Origin of the sequence: Bradyrhizobium ivorense (assembly GCF_900696085.1) — a bacterium.
Classification (GTDB): Bacteria; Pseudomonadota; Alphaproteobacteria; order Rhizobiales; family Xanthobacteraceae; genus Bradyrhizobium; species Bradyrhizobium ivorense.
The window spans coordinates 15,610-37,143 of record NZ_CAADFC020000012.1 but is presented as its reverse complement, the minus strand read 5'-3'; the positions used below and the strand labels follow the sequence as shown (position 1 = coordinate 37,143).

The window sequence follows — 21,534 nt, the reverse complement described above, 5'->3', positions numbered from 1 at the left end:
TGGCCGGTAACCGTGCTTGCAGCATCGGCTGGATTCGCGCGGCCGGGTTCCTACATGATCGATGTTCCCGTGTGTATTTCGGGAGGCCGTTTTTCATGGTTCTGAAAAACCTTTGTGTTGCAGCCATTTGTACCGCGTCCCTGGCACTGGGCGGCGTGGCGTTGGCCGACGAGTATCGCCCGAACGAGTATTTCAGCCTCGACCTTTCCAAGGCGGTGCTGTCGCCGAAACGGCTCGGCCCGCCGGCGCAGTTCGAGCCGGTCCCGGTCGAAGCCAAGGCCGACCACAGCAGCGATCCGCAGGCCAGTGTCGCGCCCAAGGTCGAGGAGACCAAGGTCGCGCCAAAGAAGGCGGTGCAGACCACCCGCGTCGAGCCGCCCGCGGCGCACGAGAAGACGCCGGCGCATGAGAAGCGGCGTGCGGCCACTCACGTTCCCGCCCGCGCCAAGCTGACCCGGCGGCACGGCAGCCCGCTCGATGCCCAGGCCCGCGACGTCAGGATCCAGACCTGGCCCTGCCGCTCCGGCGGCATCTGCAACTGGCGCTGACCAGGTCCGTCCGGCGCTCTCGCTCCGATCCACGCGCAACACCAACCCCGTCATCCTGAGAGGGTGTGAAGCTTTGTCCTCATCCACTGCTGTCATCGCCCGGCCTTGACCGGGCGATCCAGTATTCCAGAGACGCTAGTGATAGAACCGAGGGGCCGCGGCGTACTGGGTCGCCCGGTCAAGCCGGGCGACGACACCGATCAAGTTGGGCATACCAAACCCGTCATCCCCCCACGTCATCCCGCTGTCGCAAAACCGTCGGCGTGGAGTCAAGAAACCGTAAGGGTGGAGTCAAGCAGCGCAGGCACAACCGTCGTCGCGATTCGACGAAGGTTGTTCGATGGCGATCTGCGCGAGGAGGCGGGGCCTCACCCGGCGTCAGCTGCTGGTGCGCTCGGCGTCGACGGCGGCGCTGGCGGGATTGGACGCGCTGGCAAAACCCTATCTGAGCCGGGCCGCCGACCGGCCTGGGCTCGCGGGCATTCAGTCCGGCGACGTCGCGAGCGACTCCGCGGTGATCTGGGCGCGCGCCGATCGCGCCGCGCGGATGCAGGTCGAATGCTCCGCGGTCGAGAGCTTTGCAACCGTCCTGCGCACCGCGTCCGCCGACGCGCTGGCCGAGCGCGACTTCACCGCAAAGCTGCTGCTGGACGGCCTGCCGCCGGGGCAGGATCTGTTCTATCGCGTGCGCTTCGACGACGGCGACGGCGTCGCCGGCGAGAGCCGCGTCGGGCATTTCCGCACCGCGCCGGTCGACCGGCGCTCGATCTGCTTCGTCTGGTCCGGCGACGTCGTCGGGCAGGGTTGGGGCATCGATCCCGCCCGCGGCGGCCTGCGCAGCTACCGCACCATGCTGAACGCGCGTCCCGATTTCTTCATCCATTCCGGCGACCACATCTATGCCGACTGCACGGTGCCGGCCGAGCAGGCGCTGCCGAACGGCGAGGTCTGGCGCAACATCGTCACGCCGGAAAAATCCGTCGTCGCGCACAGCCTCGACGAGTTTCGCGGCAACTACAAATACAACTGGCTCGATGCGCATTTTCGCGCCTTCCACGCCGAGGTGCCGATGTTCGCGCAATGGGACGATCACGAGGTCGCCGACGACTGGTCGCCGGTCGGCACCACTGACGCGACCGGCTACGACGAAGACGGCACGTCGCGCCTGGTGGCGCGGGCGCGCCGCGCCTTCCACGAGTTCATGCCGATGCGCCTGATGCCGGAGCGCGATGGCGGGATCTATCGCAAGATCGGCTACGGGCCGCTGCTCGACGTCTTCATGATCGACATGCGCTCCTACCGCGATGCCAGCTGGAACAAGGAGGGCAATCCGGACCAGGCGTTCATCCTCGGCCAGAGCCAGCTCGCCTGGCTGAAGCGCGAGTTGGTGGCGTCGGATGCGACCTGGAAGGTGATCGCGGCGGATCTGCCGATCGGGCTGATCAGCTTCGATGCCGTCGCGCTCGGCGACGGGCCGCCGGCGCGGCGCGAGCACGAGATCGCCGATCTGCTGTCCTTCATGAAGCGCGCGGGCGTCCGCAACACGGTGTGGCTCACCGCCGACATGCACTACACCGCCGCGCATCACTACGATCCGGACCGCGCCGTCTTCCAGGATTTCGAGCCGTTCTGGGAATTCGTCTCCGGCCCGCTGCATGCCGGCACCTGGTCGCCGGGTGAGCTCGACAACACCTTTGGCCCGACGGCGATGTATCAGAAGGGCTGCAGCGCAGAGCAGGGCGACAACCTCGCGCCGTGCTTCGGCCTGCAATTCTTCGGCCGCGTCGATATCGACGGCAAGACCGGTGTGATGACGGTGACGTTGAAGGATGTCGACAACCACGATTTGTGGTCGGTCGACATCGAGCCGCGGCCGGATGCGCGGCCCGGCCGGATCATGGCGCAGCACATCTGAGTCATTTTCGTCGCGGCATTTTGCGTGCTCGTGATGGTGGGCACATCGCTAACGCGCGCCCTTGCCCAGGCTCCGAATCTGCGCAGAGAAAATGGCTCCGCGAGGGAGCCATTTCCGTTGTGTCGGTCTCAGTAGTCTTTTTGCTTAGTAGCCGTGGGACCGCCTGATCACCACGGTCCGGTCGTGATGATGGTGGCGCCAGCCATTGTGCCAGCCGCGATCATGGCGCATCGCGCCATAGGCGCCGTAGCCGCGATCCCAGTGATGATGGTAGCCGCCGCGCTTGATCACTACGGTCTCGGCGCTCGCGATCGACGGAACCGCCACCGCGAGTGCACCGATCGCCGCAAGAACGAAGCTAATCCTTTTCATCTCATCCTCCTCAATTGCGTGAGGATCAAACAGGACAGCGATTGAAACGTTCCTCCGGAACCTGAGGAGTTTTCTGAACGGCTGTTCAGCAGGACGGCCGCAGCTCAGCTCGGCTGGTTGCCGCGCACAACCCATGAGCGAGCGCGCATGGCCGCGTCGGCGGTCTTGCCTAACCACCCCACCCGACGCATCATCGCGCCATAAAAATCATATTGGGGGGCTTGCCAATGAGCGGATTTTCACGCCGTGATTTTTTCAAAGTAACAGGATCGGCCGCCGCCGCTGCGATCGCGGGGCCCGCCGCCGCCGCGATGGGGCCGAACGACAAGTTCGACCTCGTGATCAAGGGCGGCGACGTGATCGATCCGAGCCAGTCGCTGCGCGGCAAGCGCGACATCGGCATCCGCTGGGGCGTGATCGAAGCTATCGACAACGAGATTGCGGCGGACCGCGCCGCCAGGACCATCGACGCGTCCGGCAAGCTCGTGATGCCCGGGCTCGTCGACCTGCACTGCCACGTCTACCCCTACGGCTCGGCGATCGGGATTCCCGCCGACGAGCTGGTGCAATTCCAGGGCACCACCACCGTGGTGTCGGCGGGCGATGCCGGCGTCAACAATCTCGCCGCGCTGCGGCGCTACATCGTGGCGCAGTCGCGGGCGCGGATCTACGCCTTCGTCCACATCGCCAACAACGGCCTGTCGGCGTTTCCGGTGGCCGAGCTCTACAACATCGACAACGCCCAGGTCGAAGCCTGTGCGATGGCGCTTGCCGAGAACCCGGACTTCCTGATCGGGGTCAAGGTGCGGATGTCCGAGAACGTGATCTTCAAGCACGGTCTCGAGCCGCTGAAGCGCGGCATCCAGGCCTGCGAGATGTGCGGCTGGCCGGCGCGGATGATGGTGCATATCGGCGGCGTCGAGACCAAAGAGCTGATGAGCGACATCCTCGATTTGCTGCGGCCGGGCGATATCCTGACCCACGCCTATTCCGGTGCACCCAACATGTCGGGCGCCTTCACCAACATCGTGCAGGACGGCCGGCTATTGCCGGCGGCGCTCGCAGCCAAGCAGCGCGGCGTGCTGTTCGACGTCGGCCATGGCGGCGGCAGTTTCGATTTCACGGTCGCCGAGATCGCCATTCCCGGCGGCTGCACGCCGGACACCATCTCCTCCGACATCCACGTGTTCTCCGGCAATTCGCCCGGCATCCCGTTCCTGACCAACGTGATGAGCAAGTTTTTGGCGATGGGCTCCTCGCTGGAGCAGGTGGTGGCGATGGCGACGTCAGGGCCGGCGCGGATCATCAACCGGACGCCCAAGCTCGGCACGCTGCAGCGTGGCGCGCCCGGCGACGTCGCCATCATGGACCTCGTCGAAGGCCCGGTGTCCTTTGTCGACACCCGCAACAACAAGCGCGACGGCAACCTGTTGCTGAAGCCGGTGCAGACCGTGGTCAACGGCGTGCCGTTCGGCCGGCCCTACCAATCGCCGTTTGCGGTGAGGTGAGGAGCACGCGGAGAGATGGATTGCTTCGTCGCTTCGCTCCTCGCAATGACGTGGATAGAAGTCACCCCGTCATTGCGAGCGAAGCGAAGCAATCCATCGCGCCGCAAGCGAACAGCTAACCGCGCTTCTCCACGTTGCTGCTGCGCGCGGGCACGCCGAACTCCTTGCGGCAGACTTCGGCGAGCACCGCGACGCCTTCGCGGATCTGCTGATGCGAGGGGCTGGCGAAGCAGAGTCGCAGCCGGCTGCCGGAGTGGGCCTTGCTGGTCGACCATTCCGGCCCCGGGTTGATCGAGACGCCGGCGGCGAGCGCCGCCTGATAGAGTTTGAGCGTATCGACATGGTCGGGCAGCTTGACCCAGAGGAAGATGCCGCCCTGCGGCGCCTCGAACTCGGCCGCGGTGCCGAACTGCTCGTTGAGCGCCTCCATCAAGGTGTCGAGTTTTGCGCGCAGCCCCCTGGTCAGCTTCGGCACGTGGGTGGAAAAATGCGGCGCGCAATATTCGGCGAGCACCATCTGCTCCAGCGCGCCGGAGCCGGCGTCGGTCTTCAGCGCCAGCATCCGCGACATCATCTCCCAGGGCGCGACGATGAAGCCGACGCGCAGCGCAGGGGCGATCGACTTCGAGAACGAGCCGATATGGATCACGCCGCCATGCGTGCTCATGGCGTAGATCGCCGGCGGCCGCTGGCCGCTCCAGATCAGGTCGGCATAGCAATCGTCCTCGAAGATCGGCACGCCGTATTCCCGCGACAGTTTCAGCATCTCGGCGCGGCGGCTCTCGGGCAGGATCGAGCCGGTCGGGTTCTGCACCGTCGGGATGGTGTAGATGTATTTCGGCGTGATGCCGCGCCGCTTGTGGTCGGCGAGCGCCGATGCCAGCGCGTCGATCCGAATGCCTTCGGCGTCGAGGGGAATGCCGACCGCGTTGACCCCGAGCCGGGTCAGCCGGTTCAGCGAGCCCTGATAGGTCTCCTGCTCGATCAGCACGGTGTCGTCCTTGGCGAGCAGGGTGTGGTTGACGAGATCGAGCGCCTGCAGCGAGCCCGAGACGATCATGATCTCGTCCGCCGTGCAGGCAATGCCGGCGTCGCGCTTGAGCTTCTTGGTGAGGAATTCGCGTAGCGGAAGATAGCCCTGCGGGCCGTGGGCGAGGTTGTAGGTCGCCAGATTCCGGCCCTCGCGCTTCAGCACGGCGTTGACCGCTTCGAGCAGCCCATCGACCGGCACCTGGTCGGGATCGTTGTTGCCGCCGACAAAGCTGTATTTGGCGAGCCCGGTCCACCGCGCCGCCGGCGCAGGCAGGCCGGCCGGGAGCAGGGGTGCAAAATCGAACTGGGCTGAGGTGGACATGGCTGTTTCGCTCCGTGTTGTTGTCATTGAGAACGCCGCCGGGAGCGGCCTTCCCTGAAGTCAGTTCTTGCCGACCAGCCTGATCGGCCGGCCCTGGGTGATGAAGGCATAGTGCCCGGGGCCGACGCTGCCGACCATCAGGGCCTCGACCACCGGTTCCGCGATCTCGCCCGCGGCCGCCCAATCCACCACGAAATTGGCGCCGGTGCCGCCGCGGGTATCCGCCGTGGCGATGAAGATCTCGATGGTCGCGAACGGTTTTAGCGCCACCGGCGATTTGAGGTAGCTCTCCACCATCTTGCCTGATGTGTCGAAATAGGCGATCCGCTTCAGCACCAGCGGCTTGGTCTCGGAGGCGTTGTGCACGCTCAGCGTCGCCGAGAAATCGGCCCGCAGCTTGCCCTGGCTCATCGTCACGCTGGAATAGACCGGCACGTAGAAGGCCCCGGAGGCGGCGAGATTCTCCGAGGGCAGCGCGGTCAGCGAATTTGCAAAGTTTTGCTCAATACTTCCGGCGCCTTGCGCTACAGCCTCGCCCATGCGCAGGGTAAGCAGGCAGCTGAGAATCGCCAGAAAAATGCCGCCTGCGCGGATGTGACACATTGCTCGTTTGATCCTCACGCCGGGCCCTCTAGGTTGCGGCAACAGAAAAACTTGGCGCATGCACGAACTTATTCGCGATATCACCCTCTGTATCCTGTTTGCCTGGGGCATTGGGCTGATGGCCCATTTCTCCCGGCAGCCGCTGATCCTGGCCTACCTTATCGCCGGCTTTTTCATTGGTCCATTCGGCATGGGCTGGGTCAAGTCCCAGGAATCGATCAGCGTCATCTCCGAGCTCGGCCTGATCTTCATGCTGTTCATGATCGGGCTCGAGATCGACCTGAAGAAGATCGTCCGCGCCGGCAAGGTGATCCTGTTCGCCGGCGCCGGCCAGCTCCTGGGCGGCTGCCTGATCGGGGCGCTGTTCTTTGCCGCTATCGGGCTCGCGCTCGGAGGCGGCAAGTTCGACGCGATCTATCTCTGCGTCGCCTGCGCGCTGTCCTCGACCGTGATCATCGTCAAGGTGCTGTACGAGAAGCGCGAGCTGGACACGCTGCCGGGCCGCATCACGCTCGGCATCCTGGTGCTGCAGGACATCTTCGCGATCCTGTTCCTGGCGGTGCAGCCGAGCCTCGACAATCTGCAGATCAGTGTCGTGCTGATTTCGATCGCCCGCGTCGCGGTGCTGGTCGCGACCGCCCTGGTGCTGAGCCGATACGTGCTGCCCAAGCTGTTCCACCAGATCGCGCGCCGGCCGGAGCTCGTGCTGCTCGGCGCACTCGCCTGGTGCTTCCTGATCGGCGAGATCGCCGAGCGGCTGCATCTGTCGCGCGAGATGGGCTCGCTGGTCGCCGGCGTCTCGCTCTCGACCTTCCCCTACGCGCTCGACGTCACCGCCAAGGTGACGACGCTGCGGGATTTCTTCATCACGCTGTTCTTCGTCGCGCTCGGCATGACGATCCCGATTCCGGGACTCTCGGTGATCGGGCTGGCGCTGATCATCGCGGCGTTCACGGTGGCGAGCCGGCTGCTGACGACCTTCACGCCGCTCTATCTGATGAAGCAGGGGCTGCGCGCCAGCCTGCTGCCGGCGATCAATCTAGCGCAGATTTCCGAGTTCTCGCTGGTGATCATCCAGACCGGAACCGCCGCCAACCACATCGCGACCGAGACCGCGAGCGCGGCCTCGTTCGCCTTCGTGGTGCTGGCGGTGCTGTCGACGTTTGCCATGGGCCGCAGCGACCAGATCGTGCGCGGCCTGATCGGGCCGTTGAAGCGGATCGGGCTGCGCGACCTCGATCACGGCCAGGCCGGCGAGGCCAAGGGTGAGGGCCACGAGGGCGGCCATGGCGAGATCAGGCGCATCGTCATCCTCGGCTTCTTCCGCGCGGCGAGCGCGCTGCTCAGCCAGATCGAGCGGCAGAACCAGTCGCTGCTGGAGCAGATCAGCGTCGTCGACTTCAATCCGCTGGTGTTCCGCACATTGAGCGACCGCGGCCTGCACGTGATCTATGGCGACATCAGTAATGTCGACACCCTGGTCCATGCCGGGATCGGCAAGGCCGAGATCATCATCCTGAGCGTGCCGGATTTCCTCCTGGTCGGCGCCGACAACGAGAAGCTGGTGCGCCATGTCCGCGCCCTGAACCCGACCGCGAAGGTCGTCGCCACCGCCGACCTGCTGGCCGATGTCGACGACCTCTACGCCGCCGGCGCCGACTACGTCACGGTGACCCGGCTCAGCGATGCCGGCGAGCTCTATGCCGTGATCGAAGCGGTGGACGCCGGCCTGCTCGACGACAAGCGCGCCGAGATGGACGGCAAGCTCAGCGACCGCCGCGAGGTGCTGCCGTAAAGCACCGGTTTCGTAGCCCGGATGCAGCGAAGCGAAATCCGGGGCCGTTGCCGCGTGCGAGACCGTCCCGGATTACGCTGCGCTCCATCCGGGCTACGGGCCACCGCCGTGGCATACCTGTCCAACGCATGGCGGGTTGCATAATGATACTGGCGCGAGGTTCGGAACCCGGCTAATCCACTGGCTGCGAACAGTGAGACGTCAGGACAATGGCCGATACGATCCAGGAAGTGCTGCAAGCCTTTGCAAAGGGCGAACTCGTCGTCGTCACCGACGATGACGATCGGGAAGGCGAGGGCGATCTGATCGTCGCCGCGTCGTTCTGCACGGCGGAAAAGATGGCCTTCATCATCCGCCACACCTCCGGCATCGTCTGCGCGCCGATCACCACCGAAGATGCGCGCCGGCTGCGGCTCGACCCGATGGTGGCGCACAACGAGTCCAACCACACCACCGCCTTCACCGTCTCGATCGACTACAAGCCCGACGGCGGCACCGGCATTTCCGCCGAGGAACGCGCCTCCTGCTGCCGCGCGCTCGCCAATCCAAATGCCGGCGCCGCCGACTTCGCGCGTCCCGGCCACATCTTCCCGCTGATCGCCCGCGACGGCGGCGTGCTGCTGCGCTCCGGCCATACCGAGGCCGCGGTCGACCTCTGCAAGCTCACCGGCCTGCCGCCGGTCGGCGTCATCAGCGAGCTGATGAACGACGATGGAACCGTGATGAAGGGCGAGCAGGTCGCGAAATTCGCCGCCGCCCACAAGCTCAAGCACGTCACGATTGCCGACATGATCGCCTACCGCCAGGCACGCGAGAAGCTGATCGAGCGGGTCGCGACCTTCACCACGGAAAGCCCGATCGGCCCGCTGCAGGGCTATGCCTATCGCTCGCCGTTCGACGAGATCATGCATGCCGCCTTCGTCTATAACGGCATCGGCGACGGCCGGAACGTGCTGACGCGGCTGCACAAGCCCAACATCGTGAAAGACCTGTTCACCGGCCAGGCGCGAATGGAAGCGGTGCTGCGGCAATTCAAGGATGCCGGCCGCGGCGTGCTGGTATACATGCGCGACGGCGCCGCCGGCGTTCCGGTCGAGCCGGTCGGCGAGAGCAAATCGGCGGAAGCCGATCGCCACAAGCAGTGGCGCGAAGTCGGCGTCGGCGCGCAGATCCTGCGCGATCTCGGCGTCACCTCGATCCGCAACCTGACCTCGTCGGTGCACGACTACAAGGGCCTGTCCGGCTTCGGCATCGAGATCGTGTCGAACGAGAAGTTCGATAGCTGACGATCGTCATTCCGGGTTCGATGCTGCGCATCGCCCCGGAATGACAGGGATCCCAATCCAATTGCGCTTTGCAGCATAGCGCTTTAATTTATCCGCCAATTTCCGAGACACGATGCGAAAGGATGTTTCATGAGCGTGAGCCCCAAGGCGAAGGACAAGCCGGCTGCGGCCAGCTTCCAGTGGGACGATCCGTTCCTGCTCGACGACCAGCTCACCGAAGACGAGCGGCTGATCCGCGACACGGCGCGCGCCTATGCGCAGGACAAGCTGCTGCCGCGGGTCACCAAGGCGTATCTGGAAGAAAAGACCGACCGCGAGATCTTCAACGAGATGGGCGAGCTCGGCCTGATCGGCGTGACGCTGCCGGAGGAATATGGCTGTGCCAACGCGAGCTACGTGGCCTATGGCCTGGTGGCGCGCGAGATCGAGCGCGTCGATAGCGGCTATCGCTCGATGAACTCGGTGCAGACCTCGCTGGTGATGTATCCGATCTACGCCTATGGCGACGAGACCCAGCGCAAGAAGTATCTGCCCAAGCTTGCCACCGGCGAGTGGGTCGGCTGCTTCGGTCTGACCGAGCCGGACGCCGGTTCCGATCCCGGCGGCATGAAGACCCGCGCCGAGAAGGTCGCCGACGGTTACAAGCTGAACGGCGCCAAGATGTGGATCTCGAACGCGCCGATCGCCGACGTCTTCGTGGTCTGGGCCAAGTCGGCCGCGCATGACAACCAGATCCGCGGCTTCATCCTGGAGAAGGGCATGAAGGGCCTGTCGGCGCCTAAGGTCGGTGGCAAGCTCTCGCTGCGCGCCTCGATCACCGGCGAGATCGTGCTCGACAACGTCGTGGTGCCGGAGAGCGCGCTGCTGCCCAACGTCTCCGGCCTCAAGGGCCCGTTCGGCTGCCTCAACCGCGCCCGCTACGGCATCTCCTGGGGCGCGATGGGCGCCGCCGAGGACTGCATGCACCGCGCGCGCCAGTACACGCTCGACCGCAAGCAGTTCGGCCGGCCGCTCGCCGCCACCCAGCTGGTGCAGAAGAAGCTCGCCGACATGGAGACCGAGATCGCGCTCGGCCTGCAGGCCTCGCTCCGCGTCGGCCGCCTGATGGACGAGGGCAAGATGGCGCCGGAGATGATCTCGATCGTCAAACGCAACAATTGCGGCAAGGCGCTCGACATCGCCCGCGTCGCGCGCGACATGCACGGCGGCAACGGCATCCAGATCGAGTATCACGTGATGCGCCACACCGCGAACCTGGAAACCGTGAACACCTACGAGGGCACCCACGACGTCCACGCCCTGATCCTCGGCCGCGCCATCACCGGCATCCAGGCGTTTTCGTAGGTCTCTTGCACCGTCATTCCGGGGCGATGCGTCAGCATCGAACCCGGAATCTCGCGCCGCATTCTTTTCCCTCACTTCGAGATTCCGGGTTCAGCCCTGTCGGGCTGCCCCGGAATGACGCCAGGGAGGTCACCATGACCGACAACGACGACATCCCGTTCAACCGCGATTTTCCGCTGAAGCCCGGCGTGGTCGAAGAGGTCCGCCCCGGCGTGCGCCGAGTGCTCTGCAACAACCCGAGCCCGTTCACCTTCACCGGCACGGTCAGCTACATCGTCGGTCGCGGCAAGGTCGCGATCATCGATCCCGGTCCGGACGACGAGGCGCATGCCAAGGCGCTGCTCGATGCGGTCAAGGGTGAGACCGTGACGCATATCCTGGTCACCCACACGCATCGCGATCATTCGCCGAACACGCCGCGGATCAAGGCCGCCACCGGAGCGCCTGTCTATGCCGAGGGGCCGCACCGCGCCTCGCGGCCGCGCTTCGAGAGCGAGAAGCATAATCCGGAATCCGGTGCCGATCGCGACTTCCGGCCCGATGTGCAGGTCAAGCACGGCGACGTCGTCGAAGGCGCGGGCTTCGCGCTGGAGGCGGTCGCGACGCCCGGCCACACCGCCAACCATCTCGCGTTTGCCTGGCCCGAGCGCAGCATCAATTTCGTCGGTGACCATGTGATGGGCTGGTCGACCTCGATCGTGGCGCCGCCCGACGGCTCGATGATCGACTACATGGCCTCGCTGGAGCGGCTGGAGCAGCGGCCCGAGCAGCTCTATTTCTCCGGCCACGGCCCCGAGATTCCGGAAGGCCCGCGTTTCGTGCGCTTCCTGGCGCGTCACCGCCGGGCGCGCGAGACCTCGATCCTGCATCGGCTCGGCAAGGGCGAGGCCGACATCCCGACCATGGTGCGCGCGATCTATATCGGCCTCGATCCGCGGCTTGCCACCGCCGCCGGCTATTCGGTGCTGGCGCATCTGGAGGACCTGGTCGGACGCGGCATCGTCGCGACCGATGGCGATCCCGTGATCGGCGGGACGTACCGGTTGGCGAATGGCGAATAGGGAGTAGCGAATAGGGAAGGTTGGCCGGCGTTTCCCTATTCGCTATTCGCCACTCCCCATTCGCCGCCTTACTTCTTCACCGTCTTCGCGGGCGGCGCCTTCGGCGCAGCGGGCGCCTTCTTTGCCGGCTTGTCCTTGTCGTTCTCGGCCGCGGTGTTGATGTCCTCGATCAGCTTCTTGACCCGCGCGGCGTTGCTGCCGAGATCGGTGTCGAAATAGCGCGAGGCCGAGCGGATATCGACGCGCGAGTCCTCGCCGTCGGGCGTGACGCGGATCGACACGTCCTCGCGCAGCCCCATGATCGGCGTGCGCGCCACCGCCTCGATCCGGCCGATGCGGCGCGGCAGCTGCGGTGCGCGCTCGTCGATGACCAGCCACTTGCGGCGATGCACCAGCCGCAACGTCGCCTCATAGGCGCGGTCGACCGGAATCTCGAGCTCGACGGTCTCGATATCGGGATACGCGCGGCGCTGCTGCTCGGCCGAATAGAGGCCGGCATAGACCGCGGGATTGGTGCCCTCGCCGGTGCGCAGGCGCGCCAGCGCCTCGAATCTCGGCGGGTCGATCGGGTCGGTGGTGATGTCGTAGATCCGCGGTAGCTTGCGGTACTGATAGGCGAGGTAGCCGGGGTAGGCGAGCACGGCGGCGTCGATCAGGAACGCGAGCAGGATGCGGCCCATCCCGCGGGTGCCGTTCTGCCAGATCGCGGCGAAGGCGCCGAGCCCGATCAGGATCGAGAGCGCGGCGCAGCCGAGCGCGCCGAAGAACGTCGCCAGCGCCGGCTTCACCTCCAGGAACCCGAAGCGGACGATGATGATCGAGACCGCGACCGCGACGACGGAGAAGATAGCGAGGTTGCGCGACCAGGTGGCGAGACCGGAGAAGGGTTCCTCCTGGTAGGGAGCGGAAAACCTGCGGGCCATTATCGCTCAAATCTGCCGGTTGCTGCTTGCCGGGCCATGAGGCCGGGCGCCAATGGCCCCGTGAGACCATGGACCTGCGGCAAATTCAAGGGATTTGGGCCACGGCGGGCGTGTTCTTCCCTTCTCCCCTTGTGGGAGAAGGTGGCGCGAAGCGCCGGATGAGGGGTCTGTCTCCGCGGAGAGAACCCCTCACCCGCCTCGCTTTCGCTCGGCACCCTCTCCCACAAGGGGAGAGGGTAAATTGTCACGCCGCGGCGTTTGGAAAACTGTAGTCCTTGAACTGGTCGCGCAGCGCGGTCTTCAGGATCTTGCCGGTTGCGGTGTGCGGGATGCCGTCGACGAAGGCGACATCGTCGGGCATCCACCATTTCGCGATCTTGCCGTCCATGAACTTCAGGATGTCCTCGCGCGTCGCGCTCTGGCCCTGCTTGAGCTGCACGATCAGAAGCGGCCGCTCGTCCCATTTCGGGTGATGCACACCGATCACAGCCGCTTCCGCCACCGCGGGGTGGCCGACCGCGAGGTTCTCCAGATCGATCGAGGAGATCCATTCGCCGCCGGATTTGATCACGTCCTTGGAGCGGTCGGTGATCCGCATGTAGCCGTGCTCGTCCATGGTCGAGACGTCGCCGGTGTCGAAATAGCCGGCATCGTCGAGGATGCTGGCGTCGACCCGGAAATAGGCCTTTGCGATCGCAGGACCCGAGACCTTGAGCCGGCCGAAGGTCTTGCCGTCCCACGGCAACTCCTTGCCGGAATCGTCGGTGATCTTCATCTCGACGCCGAACGGCGGGTAGCCCTGGGTCTGCAGGATGTCGAGCCGCTCCTCGCCGGTGCGTGTGGTGAACGGCGGCTTCAGGGTGGCGAGCGTGCCGAGCGGGCTCATTTCGGTCATGCCCCAGGCGTGGCGCACTTGGGAGCCCATGTCGAGGAAGGCCTTGATCATCGAGCGCGGCATCGCCGAGCCGCCGCAGATCACCATCTGCAAGTCCGGCAGCTTGAGATTGTTGGCGGCCATGTATTGCAGCAGCATCAGCCACACCGTCGGCACGCCGGCGGTATGGGTGACCTTCTCGGTCGACAGCAGCTCGTAGACCGAAGCGCCGTCGAGCTTGGGGCCGGGCATCACGAGCTTGGTGCCCATCGAGGGCGCGGAGAAGGCGATGCCCCAGCTGTTGGCATGGAACAAGGGGACCACCGGCAGCATTGTGTCCGAGGCGGAGGTGCCGAGCGCGTCCTTCGAGTTCGCCATTAGCGCATGCAGCACGTTGGACCGGTGCGAATACAGGACACCCTTGGGATCGCCCGTCGTACCGGAGGTGTAGCACATCGCCGCCGCGGTGTTCTCGTCGAAGGTCTTCCACTTGAACTTGCCGTCGGACGCCGCGATCCAGTCCTCATAGGCGACCGCGTTCTTCAGCGTGGTCTGCGGCATGTGCGCCTTGTCGGTCAGCACGATGAAGCGCTCGACGCTCGGCAGCTGGTCTGCGATCTTCTCCAGCACCGGAACGAAGGTCAGGTCGGTGATGACGATGCGGTCCTGGGCGTGGTTGACGATCCAGGCGATCTGCTCTGGAAACAGCCGCGGATTGACCGTATGGCAGATCGCGCCGATCCCCATGATGCCGTACCAGACCTCGAGGTGGCGCCAGGTGTTCCAGGCGATGGTGGCGACGCGGTCGCCGAGCTTGATGCCGTCGCGTTCCAGGCTCTGCGAGACCTTCAGGGCACGGGCATGGATTTCGGCGTAATTGGTGCGATGAATCGGACCTTCGACCGACCGCGTCACCACCTCCTGCGTGCCGTGATATTTCGCGGCGTGCTCGATAATCTTGTGACACAGCAAAGGCCAGTCTTGCATCAAGCCAAGCATACGCAAATCCCTCCTCAATCCTCGCGCATGATCTGCCGGCATCTTGGACGGCCGGCAGTAAAATCATGGAACTGACATGAACTGTAGCGCGGAGAAAGCAAGCCGAAAATGGCCTGTTGGCGCGTTTGGTCGCGCCCGCGCGGCAATGGTTACCGCTGCCGTCACGCTGCTGTGGCTTGGCATGCAAGCCGATCCGGCCGACGCCGCCCGTCGCTCGGCGGGCTTTCCGTGGGACGATCTGTTCGGCACACGGCCGCACCGGCCGCGCGCGCCCGTTCGCCGCGCCGCGGTGCCGTTGCCAAAACCGCGCCCGGCGGAGGCGCCGGCTGCGGCCGAGCCCGAGCCGCCTGCGGCCAAGGCGGCGCCATCGGCTGCGCCTGCCGAAGCGGCCAAGCCTGCTGAAACCGGCAAGCCTGCTGAGACAGCCAAGCCGGCCGAGCCCACCGCGCCGCAGCCCTCGGCCTGCCGGCAGGCGCTGACCGAGGAGATCGCGATCGCACCGAGCATTCCGGACATTCATGGTGCCGGCGGCTGCGGCGGCGAGGATCTGGTGCGCCTGGAGGCGATCGTGCTTTCGGACAAGCGCAAGGTCGCGGTGAAGCCGGCGGCGATCCTCCGCTGCAAGATGGCGAGCGCGGTCGCCGACTGGATCCGTTCCGACATCGCGCCGCTGGTGCAGGGGCAGGGCAGCGCGATCAGCGTGCTCGACAATTTCGACTCGTTCGAGTGCCGCGGCCGCAACCGGGTCGCCGGCGCGCTGCTCTCCGAGCACGGCCGCGCCAATGCGCTCGACGTGCGCGCCTTCGGCCTTGCCAACGGCAAGTCGATCTCGTTGACCGACCGCAGCGTGCCGCGCACCTTGCGGGAGACCGTGCTGCATTCAGTCTGCACCCGCTTCTCGACCGTGCTCGGTCCCGGCTCGGACTGGTATCACGAGGACCACATCCATCTCGACCTGATGGAGCGCCGCAACAACTACCGGATCTGCCAGTGGGACGTGTATGACCCGCTGCCGCAGACAGCGCCGCTGTTGCCGGCCGAGCGCCCCGAGGAGGCGCCGCCGCGCGAGGTCGCCGCCAAATCCGACGGCGGCAAGGACGAAAGGTCGAAGGCCGACACGTCGAAGCCCGACGACGGCAAGCCGGATGCGGCAAGGTCAGGCGAGGCGGCCGCACCCAAGGGCGCAGCCGAAGCGAAATCGCAGCCAACAAAAAAGCGCCGGCAAAGCCGGCGCCCTTGATCGCGTTGGCGATGGTGTGCGGATCAGTAGGTGGCGCCGCCGCCGCCCTGCAGCGCCATCTGCGGCTTGTAGGGGCTATCGCCGTGCTTCGGCTCCAGCACCACCACGATGGTGCCGAGCTTGACGCGGTTGTAGAGGTCGATGACATCCTCGTTGGTCATGCGGATGCAGCCCGAGGAGATCGAGGCGCCGATATATTCCGGCTGGTTGGTGCCGTGGATGCGGAACAGCGTGTCCTTGCCGCCCGAGTAGAGATACATCGCGCGCGAGCCCATCGGATTGTCCGGGCCGGGGGCGACGAAGGTCGGCACGCCGAGGCGGGAGATTTCGCCCGGGGTCGGGTGCCAGGCCGGCCATTCGGTCATGCTGCCGACCTTGGCGATGCCGGACCAGGCCATCGCCTCTTCGCCGACGGTGATGCCGTAGCGGATCGCCTTGCCGTCGTTCAGCACGTAATAGAGGTAGTGGTTGTCGGAATCGACCACGATGGAACCGGGGGCTTCCTTGCGGTGATACTCGACGATGGCGCGGCGGAACGGCTCGGCGACCGGGGTCTTAACGTAGGTGGTCTTGGCCAGCAGTTCCTTGTCGCGAGGCTTGAAGTTCGAAGTGTTGGTTGCCTCGTAGGTTGTGGCCTGCATGCAACCAGACAGCATCAGGCCCGCGGCCAGGATACCCAGGGTAACTTTCAGCGACGACATGATTTAAATTCCAATCGAAAATCTGCGCCTCAAAGCGCCAATATCGCGCCCCAACCGCCACGATTCCATTAATGGCATTATTGCCGAAACCTGCCGTTCTTCCCAGCGTTTAGATGCTTCTCCCGCATCGCGGGACGTGATCTGTGGCTTTTTTGCCGCAAGTGTTCTGGCGCCGGGCCGGGTTTTGTGCAAACAGGCAACGGTCGCCCGAGTCGGCGCAGCGCTACCGCCCTTTGGCCGCCACAAATATGGATGCCCGGTTAATGCGCCGGTCATGAAGCGCCGACCAGAATCGCGTTAAGTCCGCCGGTCCTGCCCGCCCCGTTTCGTGGAGTTCCTGATGCTGTCGGTGTACGTCCCGTCCGATTTCGCCCTGAAGAAGGGCGCCACCAACGACCTGGCGGCGCTGCCTGAGGCAGCGGTCTGGGTTGATTTGGTGAACCCGACGGTGGAGGAGGACCGGGCGGTCGAGAAGCTGGCCGGGATCGCGGTTCCGACCCGCGAAGACATGCAGGAGATCGAGATCTCCAGCCGCCTCTATATCGAGAACAGCGCGCGCTACATGACCGCGACGCTGATGTGCCAATCCGACACCGACATGCCGCGCACCACGGCCGTCACCTTCATCCTGACCGGCCACCGCCTAGTCACCGTCCGCTACGACCTGCCGAAGCCGTTCGCGCTGGTCGAGAACAAGCTGGCCCGCTCCTGCGCGCCCACCATCACCGGCGAGCAGGTGCTGATGGAACTGCTGGATGCCGTGATCGACCGCTGTGCCGACATTCTGGAGCGCTGCGGCGCCGACATCGACGAGGTCTCCCACGACATCTTCGAGCCCGAGAGCGAGCGCCACGGCCAGGCCAAGCGGTACTCGCAAATCCTGATCGCGATAGGCCGCAAGGGCGACCTGACCTCGAAGGTCCGCGAAAGCCTGGTCTCGATTGGCCGCCTCGTCACCTTCCTGTCCGCCGTGGTGGAGGGGGTGAAATGGTCGAAGGACATGCGCGAGCAGCTCAAGACCATGCAGCGTGACGTTTCGTCGCTGACCGACCACGCCTCCTACCTCTCCAACAAGATCACCTTCGTGCTCGACGCCATGCTCGGCGTGGTCAATCTGGAACAGAACAACATCATCAAGCTGTTTTCGGTCATGGCGGTTGTCCTGATGCCGCCGACGCTGATCGCCTCGATCTACGGCATGAACTTCAAGGTGATGCCGGAACTGGAGTGGGTGCACGGCTATCCCTTGGCGCTCGTCGCCATGCTCGCCGCGGCGGTCGTGCCGTACTGGATCTTCAAATGGAAGAAGTGGCTGTAGGGCCTGTTTTCAAGGCATGATCCGGAAAAGCGTGGAGCGGTTTTCGCTCGCGACAAACGCGGAGCCTTTGCGCGGAGATCATGCTCAAACGAGAAGCGCGCGTCGCATTTTGGGATTGAGGCAACTGCCTTATTTCCTCTGCTAAAATTTGAGTGTTGCGCTGAACGTTTGGGCGAAACTTGTCTGCGATAACGCCCGCCTCGAAAGCCGGAGGACAGCAATGGTTGCGAAAATCATAACGCCACGGCGTAACGTCATCGACTTTGCGCGCTATCAACAGGACCGCGCTTCAGGCAAGGTGCAGGCGATCTCGCCGAAGCTTTGCCGCTACTGTGGCGCTGCGCTGCTTGATGGTGAGAACGAAGACGAGTGCTCCAGCGCGCTGAACGACATCGCGCTGCAGCCGCGCGAGAAGAAGTCGCGTCGGTTCTACGCAGACTAGAGGCTCTCGCCTCGGAGAGGCAGAAGCCTCGTTTGCGTTGTTACGCCTGCCAAGTTACGCCTGCCAAGTGAAGCCATCCCTGGAGTGCGGCCGCGGCGGCGGCCGGGATCGCTTCGACCCCTTCCCCGAACAGACCAGCCTATCCATCGCTCAGACGTGCTGGCCACCGTTGATGTGGATCTCGGCGCCGTTCACGTAGGAACTGGTCTCCGTGCACAGCACGTAGATGATCTTGGCGACCTCGTCCGGCGTGCCGAGGCGATGCATCGGGATCTGCTGGTCGACGATCTTCTCGGTGCCGGGCGACAGGATCGAGGTGTCGATCTCGCCGGGCGCGATGGCGTTGACGCGGACGCCGACGCGGCCGAAGTCGGAGGCCATCTCGCGCGTCAGCGCCGCCAGCGCCGCCTTCGAGGTCGCATAGGCCGCGCCTGCGAACGGGTGGACGCGCGAGCCCGCGATCGAGGTGACGTTCACCACGGCGCCCTTGGCGTGCTTCAGCTCCTCGAGCAGGCCGCGGGCCAGCATGATCGGGGCGAAGAAGTTGACGCGGAAGACGTGCAGCCAGGCCTCGACATCGGTGTCCATGGTGCCGAGCCGGGCGCCGCCGGCGCCCTTGGGTGAGATCGCCGCATTGTTGACCAGCGCGTGCAACTCGTCATTGACCAGCCGCTTGCGGATTTCCGCGATGGCGCGAACGGTGTCGTCATGGTCGCCGAAGTCGACCTCGATGTGGTCTTCCGGCCCGGCGCCCCAGGGGCAGACTTCCGGGAAGGCGTGCCGCGAGCAGGTGATGACCCGCCAGCCCGCGGAGGAAAAACGGATCGCGGTGGCATGGCCGATGCCGCGGCTGGCGCCGGTCAGGAGCAGCGTGCGCCGCGGCGCGTTGGATGACGGGGGCATGTCGACCTTTCAGCTTTGAACGGCGTCGCGCGTCTGATGACGTCAGGGAGTCTGAGGGCGTCAGGGATAGAGCCGCACCTTCGACCATGCATCATCCGCGCCGTCGCGGCGGAATTCGATCCGGTCGTGCAGGCGGAACGGGCGGTCGTGCCAGAACTCGAAGCGCTGCGGCGTGATCCGCCAACCGCTCCAGCCCGGTGGCCGCGGCACCTCGCCGATCACATATCTGGCGCCGACTTTCGCGATGGCCTGCTCGAAGGCGAAGCGGCTCTCCAGCGGCTGCGACTGCTTGCTGGCCCAGGCGCCGATCTGCGCCTGCTTCGGCCGGGTGGCGAAATAGGCGTCGGCCTCGGCATCGGTCACCGGCGTCACCGGCCCGCGGATGCGCACCTGGCGGCGCAGCGACTTCCAGTGGAACAGCAGCCCGGCCTTGGGGTTTGCGGCGAGTTCGCGGCCCTTGGCGCTGGCGATGTGGCTGTAGAAGACAAAACCGTCGGCATCAAAACCCTTCATCAGCACCATCCGCACGTCGGGCAGCCCGTCGGCATCGACGGTGGCAAGCGCCATCGCGTTCGGATCGTTCGGCTCGGACTTGACAGCTTCGGCAAACCATTCGGCAAACAGGGCAAACGGCTCCGCCGCGGCGGTAAAATCACCCGATGTTAACGGTGCCGGGTGTTTGATGGAGGTCGTGTCAGTCATGGCAGGAGTCCCGATTTGCGTCCGCCCGCGTCACAAAACGCGTTGTCAGCCCTATATAGGGCATGGGAAGGCGTTGGCCTATCGGCGATCCGCCCCGCGGGCGCGATGGTGACGCTCATTCTCATCGGTGTCGGCGCCAGCGGCTGCAGCCTGTCGCGCGGCGATGCCTTCGCGAAGATGGACGACAAGGACGTCACCGGCGCGCTCAAGCCGACCCAGGTCAGCGCGCCGCCGACCGACAGCGATCTGGCGTTTGCCCGCAACGCCGCCTCCGACGTGCTGACAAGGGGCAACAAGGATTCCAGCCAGCCCTGGGAAAATCCCGAGACCGGCGCGCGCGGCTCGGTGACGCCGCTGGCCCAAGCCTATTCCGGCGAGGACGGCCGCACCTGCCGGGATTTCCTCGCCAGCTATGTCAATGGAACCACCGAGAGCTGGCTGCAGGGCGCCGCTTGTAAGACTGGACAGGGGCGGTGGGAAATCCATACGCTCAAGCCGTGGGCCAAGTCCTGAGCGTTGCGGCCATTGAGACGAAGCCCGCGCCGGACTAGAAGCGTTTTCGAGCGCGGATACCGGTTCGCTAGTTGCAAAAATGCCACTGAGGCCCCAGATGAAGAGAAAGCGGGCCCAATGGGTTCCGAACCTGATTATTCCCGTGAAGGAGACGTGACGGATGCGCGACCCCTATGAGGTCTTGGGGGTGCCGCGGAGCGCCAGTGCCGCAGCGATCAAGAGCGCCTATCGCAAGCTCGCCAAGAAGCATCACCCCGATAGCAACAAGAATGACCCGAAGGCGGCCAACCGCTTTGCGGAAATCAATTCGGCCAATGAGATCATCGGCGACGAGGACAAGCGCAAGCAGTTCGACCGCGGCGAGATCGATGCCGAAGGCAAGCCGCGCTTCCAGGGCTTTCCTGGCGGCGGCGCGGGCGGCCGTGCCGGCCCCGGCGGCTTTGAATATAGTTTTCGCACCGGGCCAGGCGGCAGCGGCACCATGGGCGGCGGCAGCTTCGAGGACATCCTCAACAGCATGTTCGGCAATGCCAGCCGCGGCGGTGCCCGCGCGGGACGGTCCAACCCGTTCGATTTCGATGGCGGCGGGGTCGGCGTCGATCTCGATCTGTCGGTTGCGATGACGGTGACGCTTGAGGAGTCGGTGAATGGCGGCGACAAGCGCGTCCGCCTGCCGACCGGCCGCGAGCTCAACGTCAAGATTCCCGCCGGCGTCGTCGCCGGGCAGCAGATCCGGCTGAAGGGGCAGGGCGAGACCGCGCAAGGTCACCCGCCCGGCGATCTCCTGATCACCATCTCGATCGCGCCGCATCCGTTCTTCAAGGTCGACGGCAACGATCTCAGGGTCGATCTGCCGGTGACGCTCTATGAAGCAGTGCTCGGCGGCAAGGTCCGCGTGCCGACGCTCGGCAGTGCGGTCGAATTGTCGATCCCGAAGAACACCTCCAGCGGCCGCACCTTCCGCCTCAAGGGCAAGGGTCTGCCGAAGGCGGGCGCCACCGGCGATCTCTACGTCACCACCCGCATCATCCTTCCCGACGGGAACGATGCCGAGCTTGAGGCATTGATGCAGAAGTGGCGGGATCAACACCCCTATAATCCGCGCGATCTGGGCTAGAGTTATTTCCGTTCCG

20 protein-coding genes are annotated in these 21,534 nt (G+C 65.3%); 12 read left to right on the top strand and 8 right to left on the bottom strand.

The window, feature by feature from the left end; translation table 11 throughout:
* Positions 1-95 precede the first annotated feature (95 nt).
* Together CI41S_RS16810 and CI41S_RS16805 are read left to right on the top strand one after the other, a co-directional pair.
* A complete protein-coding gene (locus CI41S_RS16810; protein WP_172628080.1) occupies positions 96-548 on the top strand; it encodes a hypothetical protein in 453 nt (150 codons plus the stop codon).
* Between the two features lie 340 nt (positions 549-888).
* Positions 889-2,463 (top strand): alkaline phosphatase D family protein, encoded by a 1,575-nt coding sequence (locus CI41S_RS16805; RefSeq protein ID WP_139860539.1) that lies wholly within the window; start codon positions 889-891, stop codon positions 2,461-2,463.
* A 144-nt stretch (positions 2,464-2,607) separates the two neighbouring features.
* Here the strand turns inward: CI41S_RS16805 and CI41S_RS16800 are convergent, their stop codons facing one another.
* Positions 2,608-2,835: a hypothetical protein gene (locus CI41S_RS16800; protein ID WP_139487404.1), complete on the bottom strand. Its 228-nt coding sequence runs from the start codon at positions 2,833-2,835 to the stop codon at positions 2,608-2,610.
* A gap of 227 nt (positions 2,836-3,062) precedes the next feature.
* Between CI41S_RS16800 and CI41S_RS16795 the strand changes: the two genes are divergently transcribed.
* Complete coding sequence (locus CI41S_RS16795) at positions 3,063-4,343, top strand: amidohydrolase family protein (RefSeq protein ID WP_139860537.1); 1,281 nt, start codon at positions 3,063-3,065, stop codon at positions 4,341-4,343.
* A 115-nt stretch (positions 4,344-4,458) separates the two neighbouring features.
* Here CI41S_RS16795 and CI41S_RS16790 read toward each other — a convergent pair whose 3' ends face one another.
* Both CI41S_RS16790 and CI41S_RS16785 read right to left on the bottom strand, forming a co-directional pair.
* Positions 4,459-5,697, bottom strand: a complete 1,239-nt coding sequence (locus CI41S_RS16790; protein ID WP_139860535.1) for an aminotransferase-like domain-containing protein — start codon at positions 5,695-5,697, stop codon at positions 4,459-4,461.
* Between the two features lie 60 nt (positions 5,698-5,757).
* On the bottom strand, positions 5,758-6,300 hold the full coding sequence (locus CI41S_RS16785; protein ID WP_430642162.1) for a DUF3124 domain-containing protein: 543 nt from the start codon (positions 6,298-6,300) through the stop codon (positions 5,758-5,760).
* Between the two features lie 58 nt (positions 6,301-6,358).
* Between CI41S_RS16785 and CI41S_RS16780 the strand changes: the two genes are divergently transcribed.
* The 4 genes from CI41S_RS16780 to CI41S_RS16765 all read left to right on the top strand — a co-directional run bounded on the left by CI41S_RS16780 (position 6,359) and on the right by CI41S_RS16765 (position 11,786).
* Positions 6,359-8,095: a cation:proton antiporter gene (locus tag CI41S_RS16780; RefSeq protein WP_139860533.1), complete on the top strand. Its 1,737-nt coding sequence runs from the start codon at positions 6,359-6,361 to the stop codon at positions 8,093-8,095.
* Positions 8,096-8,304: 209 nt separating this feature from the next.
* Entirely contained in the window at positions 8,305-9,381 is a 1,077-nt protein-coding gene (ribB, locus tag CI41S_RS16775) for a 3,4-dihydroxy-2-butanone-4-phosphate synthase (RefSeq protein WP_139860531.1), read from the top strand.
* A gap of 129 nt (positions 9,382-9,510) precedes the next feature.
* Positions 9,511-10,725 (top strand): acyl-CoA dehydrogenase, encoded by a 1,215-nt coding sequence (locus tag CI41S_RS16770; RefSeq protein ID WP_139487409.1) that lies wholly within the window; start codon positions 9,511-9,513, stop codon positions 10,723-10,725.
* Between the two features lie 134 nt (positions 10,726-10,859).
* Positions 10,860-11,786, top strand: coding sequence for an MBL fold metallo-hydrolase (locus tag CI41S_RS16765; protein ID WP_139860529.1), 927 nt, complete (start codon positions 10,860-10,862; stop codon positions 11,784-11,786).
* Between the two features lie 68 nt (positions 11,787-11,854).
* Here the strand turns inward: CI41S_RS16765 and CI41S_RS16760 are convergent, their stop codons facing one another.
* Positions 11,855-12,709, bottom strand: coding sequence for a DUF1499 domain-containing protein (locus CI41S_RS16760; RefSeq protein ID WP_139860527.1), 855 nt, complete (start codon positions 12,707-12,709; stop codon positions 11,855-11,857).
* 244 nt (positions 12,710-12,953) lie between these two features.
* On the bottom strand, positions 12,954-14,582 hold the full coding sequence (locus CI41S_RS16755; protein ID WP_139860525.1) for a fatty-acid--CoA ligase: 1,629 nt from the start codon (positions 14,580-14,582) through the stop codon (positions 12,954-12,956).
* 76 nt (positions 14,583-14,658) lie between these two features.
* Between CI41S_RS16755 and CI41S_RS16750 the strand changes: the two genes are divergently transcribed.
* Positions 14,659-15,822, top strand: a complete 1,164-nt coding sequence (locus tag CI41S_RS16750) for an extensin family protein (RefSeq protein ID WP_430650029.1) — start codon at positions 14,659-14,661, stop codon at positions 15,820-15,822.
* Positions 15,823-15,845: 23 nt separating this feature from the next.
* Here CI41S_RS16750 and CI41S_RS16745 read toward each other — a convergent pair whose 3' ends face one another.
* Entirely contained in the window at positions 15,846-16,523 is a 678-nt protein-coding gene (locus CI41S_RS16745) for a L,D-transpeptidase (RefSeq protein ID WP_139487413.1), read from the bottom strand.
* A 340-nt stretch (positions 16,524-16,863) separates the two neighbouring features.
* Between CI41S_RS16745 and CI41S_RS16740 the strand changes: the two genes are divergently transcribed.
* Both CI41S_RS16740 and CI41S_RS16735 read left to right on the top strand, forming a co-directional pair.
* Positions 16,864-17,841 (top strand): magnesium transporter CorA family protein, encoded by a 978-nt coding sequence (locus CI41S_RS16740; protein WP_139487414.1) that lies wholly within the window; start codon positions 16,864-16,866, stop codon positions 17,839-17,841.
* A 220-nt stretch (positions 17,842-18,061) separates the two neighbouring features.
* Positions 18,062-18,283, top strand: coding sequence for a hypothetical protein (locus tag CI41S_RS16735; RefSeq protein WP_139487415.1), 222 nt, complete (start codon positions 18,062-18,064; stop codon positions 18,281-18,283).
* Positions 18,284-18,433: 150 nt separating this feature from the next.
* Here the strand turns inward: CI41S_RS16735 and CI41S_RS16730 are convergent, their stop codons facing one another.
* Positions 18,434-19,186: an SDR family NAD(P)-dependent oxidoreductase gene (locus CI41S_RS16730; protein WP_139487416.1), complete on the bottom strand. Its 753-nt coding sequence runs from the start codon at positions 19,184-19,186 to the stop codon at positions 18,434-18,436.
* A 60-nt stretch (positions 19,187-19,246) separates the two neighbouring features.
* Complete coding sequence (pdxH, locus tag CI41S_RS16725) at positions 19,247-19,888, bottom strand: pyridoxamine 5'-phosphate oxidase (RefSeq protein ID WP_139860523.1); 642 nt, start codon at positions 19,886-19,888, stop codon at positions 19,247-19,249.
* A gap of 105 nt (positions 19,889-19,993) precedes the next feature.
* Here pdxH and CI41S_RS16720 point away from each other — a divergent pair, with 105 nt between their 5' ends.
* Complete coding sequence (locus tag CI41S_RS16720; protein ID WP_347339254.1) at positions 19,994-20,401, top strand: RT0821/Lpp0805 family surface protein; 408 nt, start codon at positions 19,994-19,996, stop codon at positions 20,399-20,401.
* 160 nt (positions 20,402-20,561) lie between these two features.
* A complete protein-coding gene (locus CI41S_RS16715; protein ID WP_139860518.1) occupies positions 20,562-21,518 on the top strand; it encodes a DnaJ C-terminal domain-containing protein in 957 nt (318 codons plus the stop codon).
* The last annotated feature ends 16 nt before the right edge of the window (positions 21,519-21,534 follow it).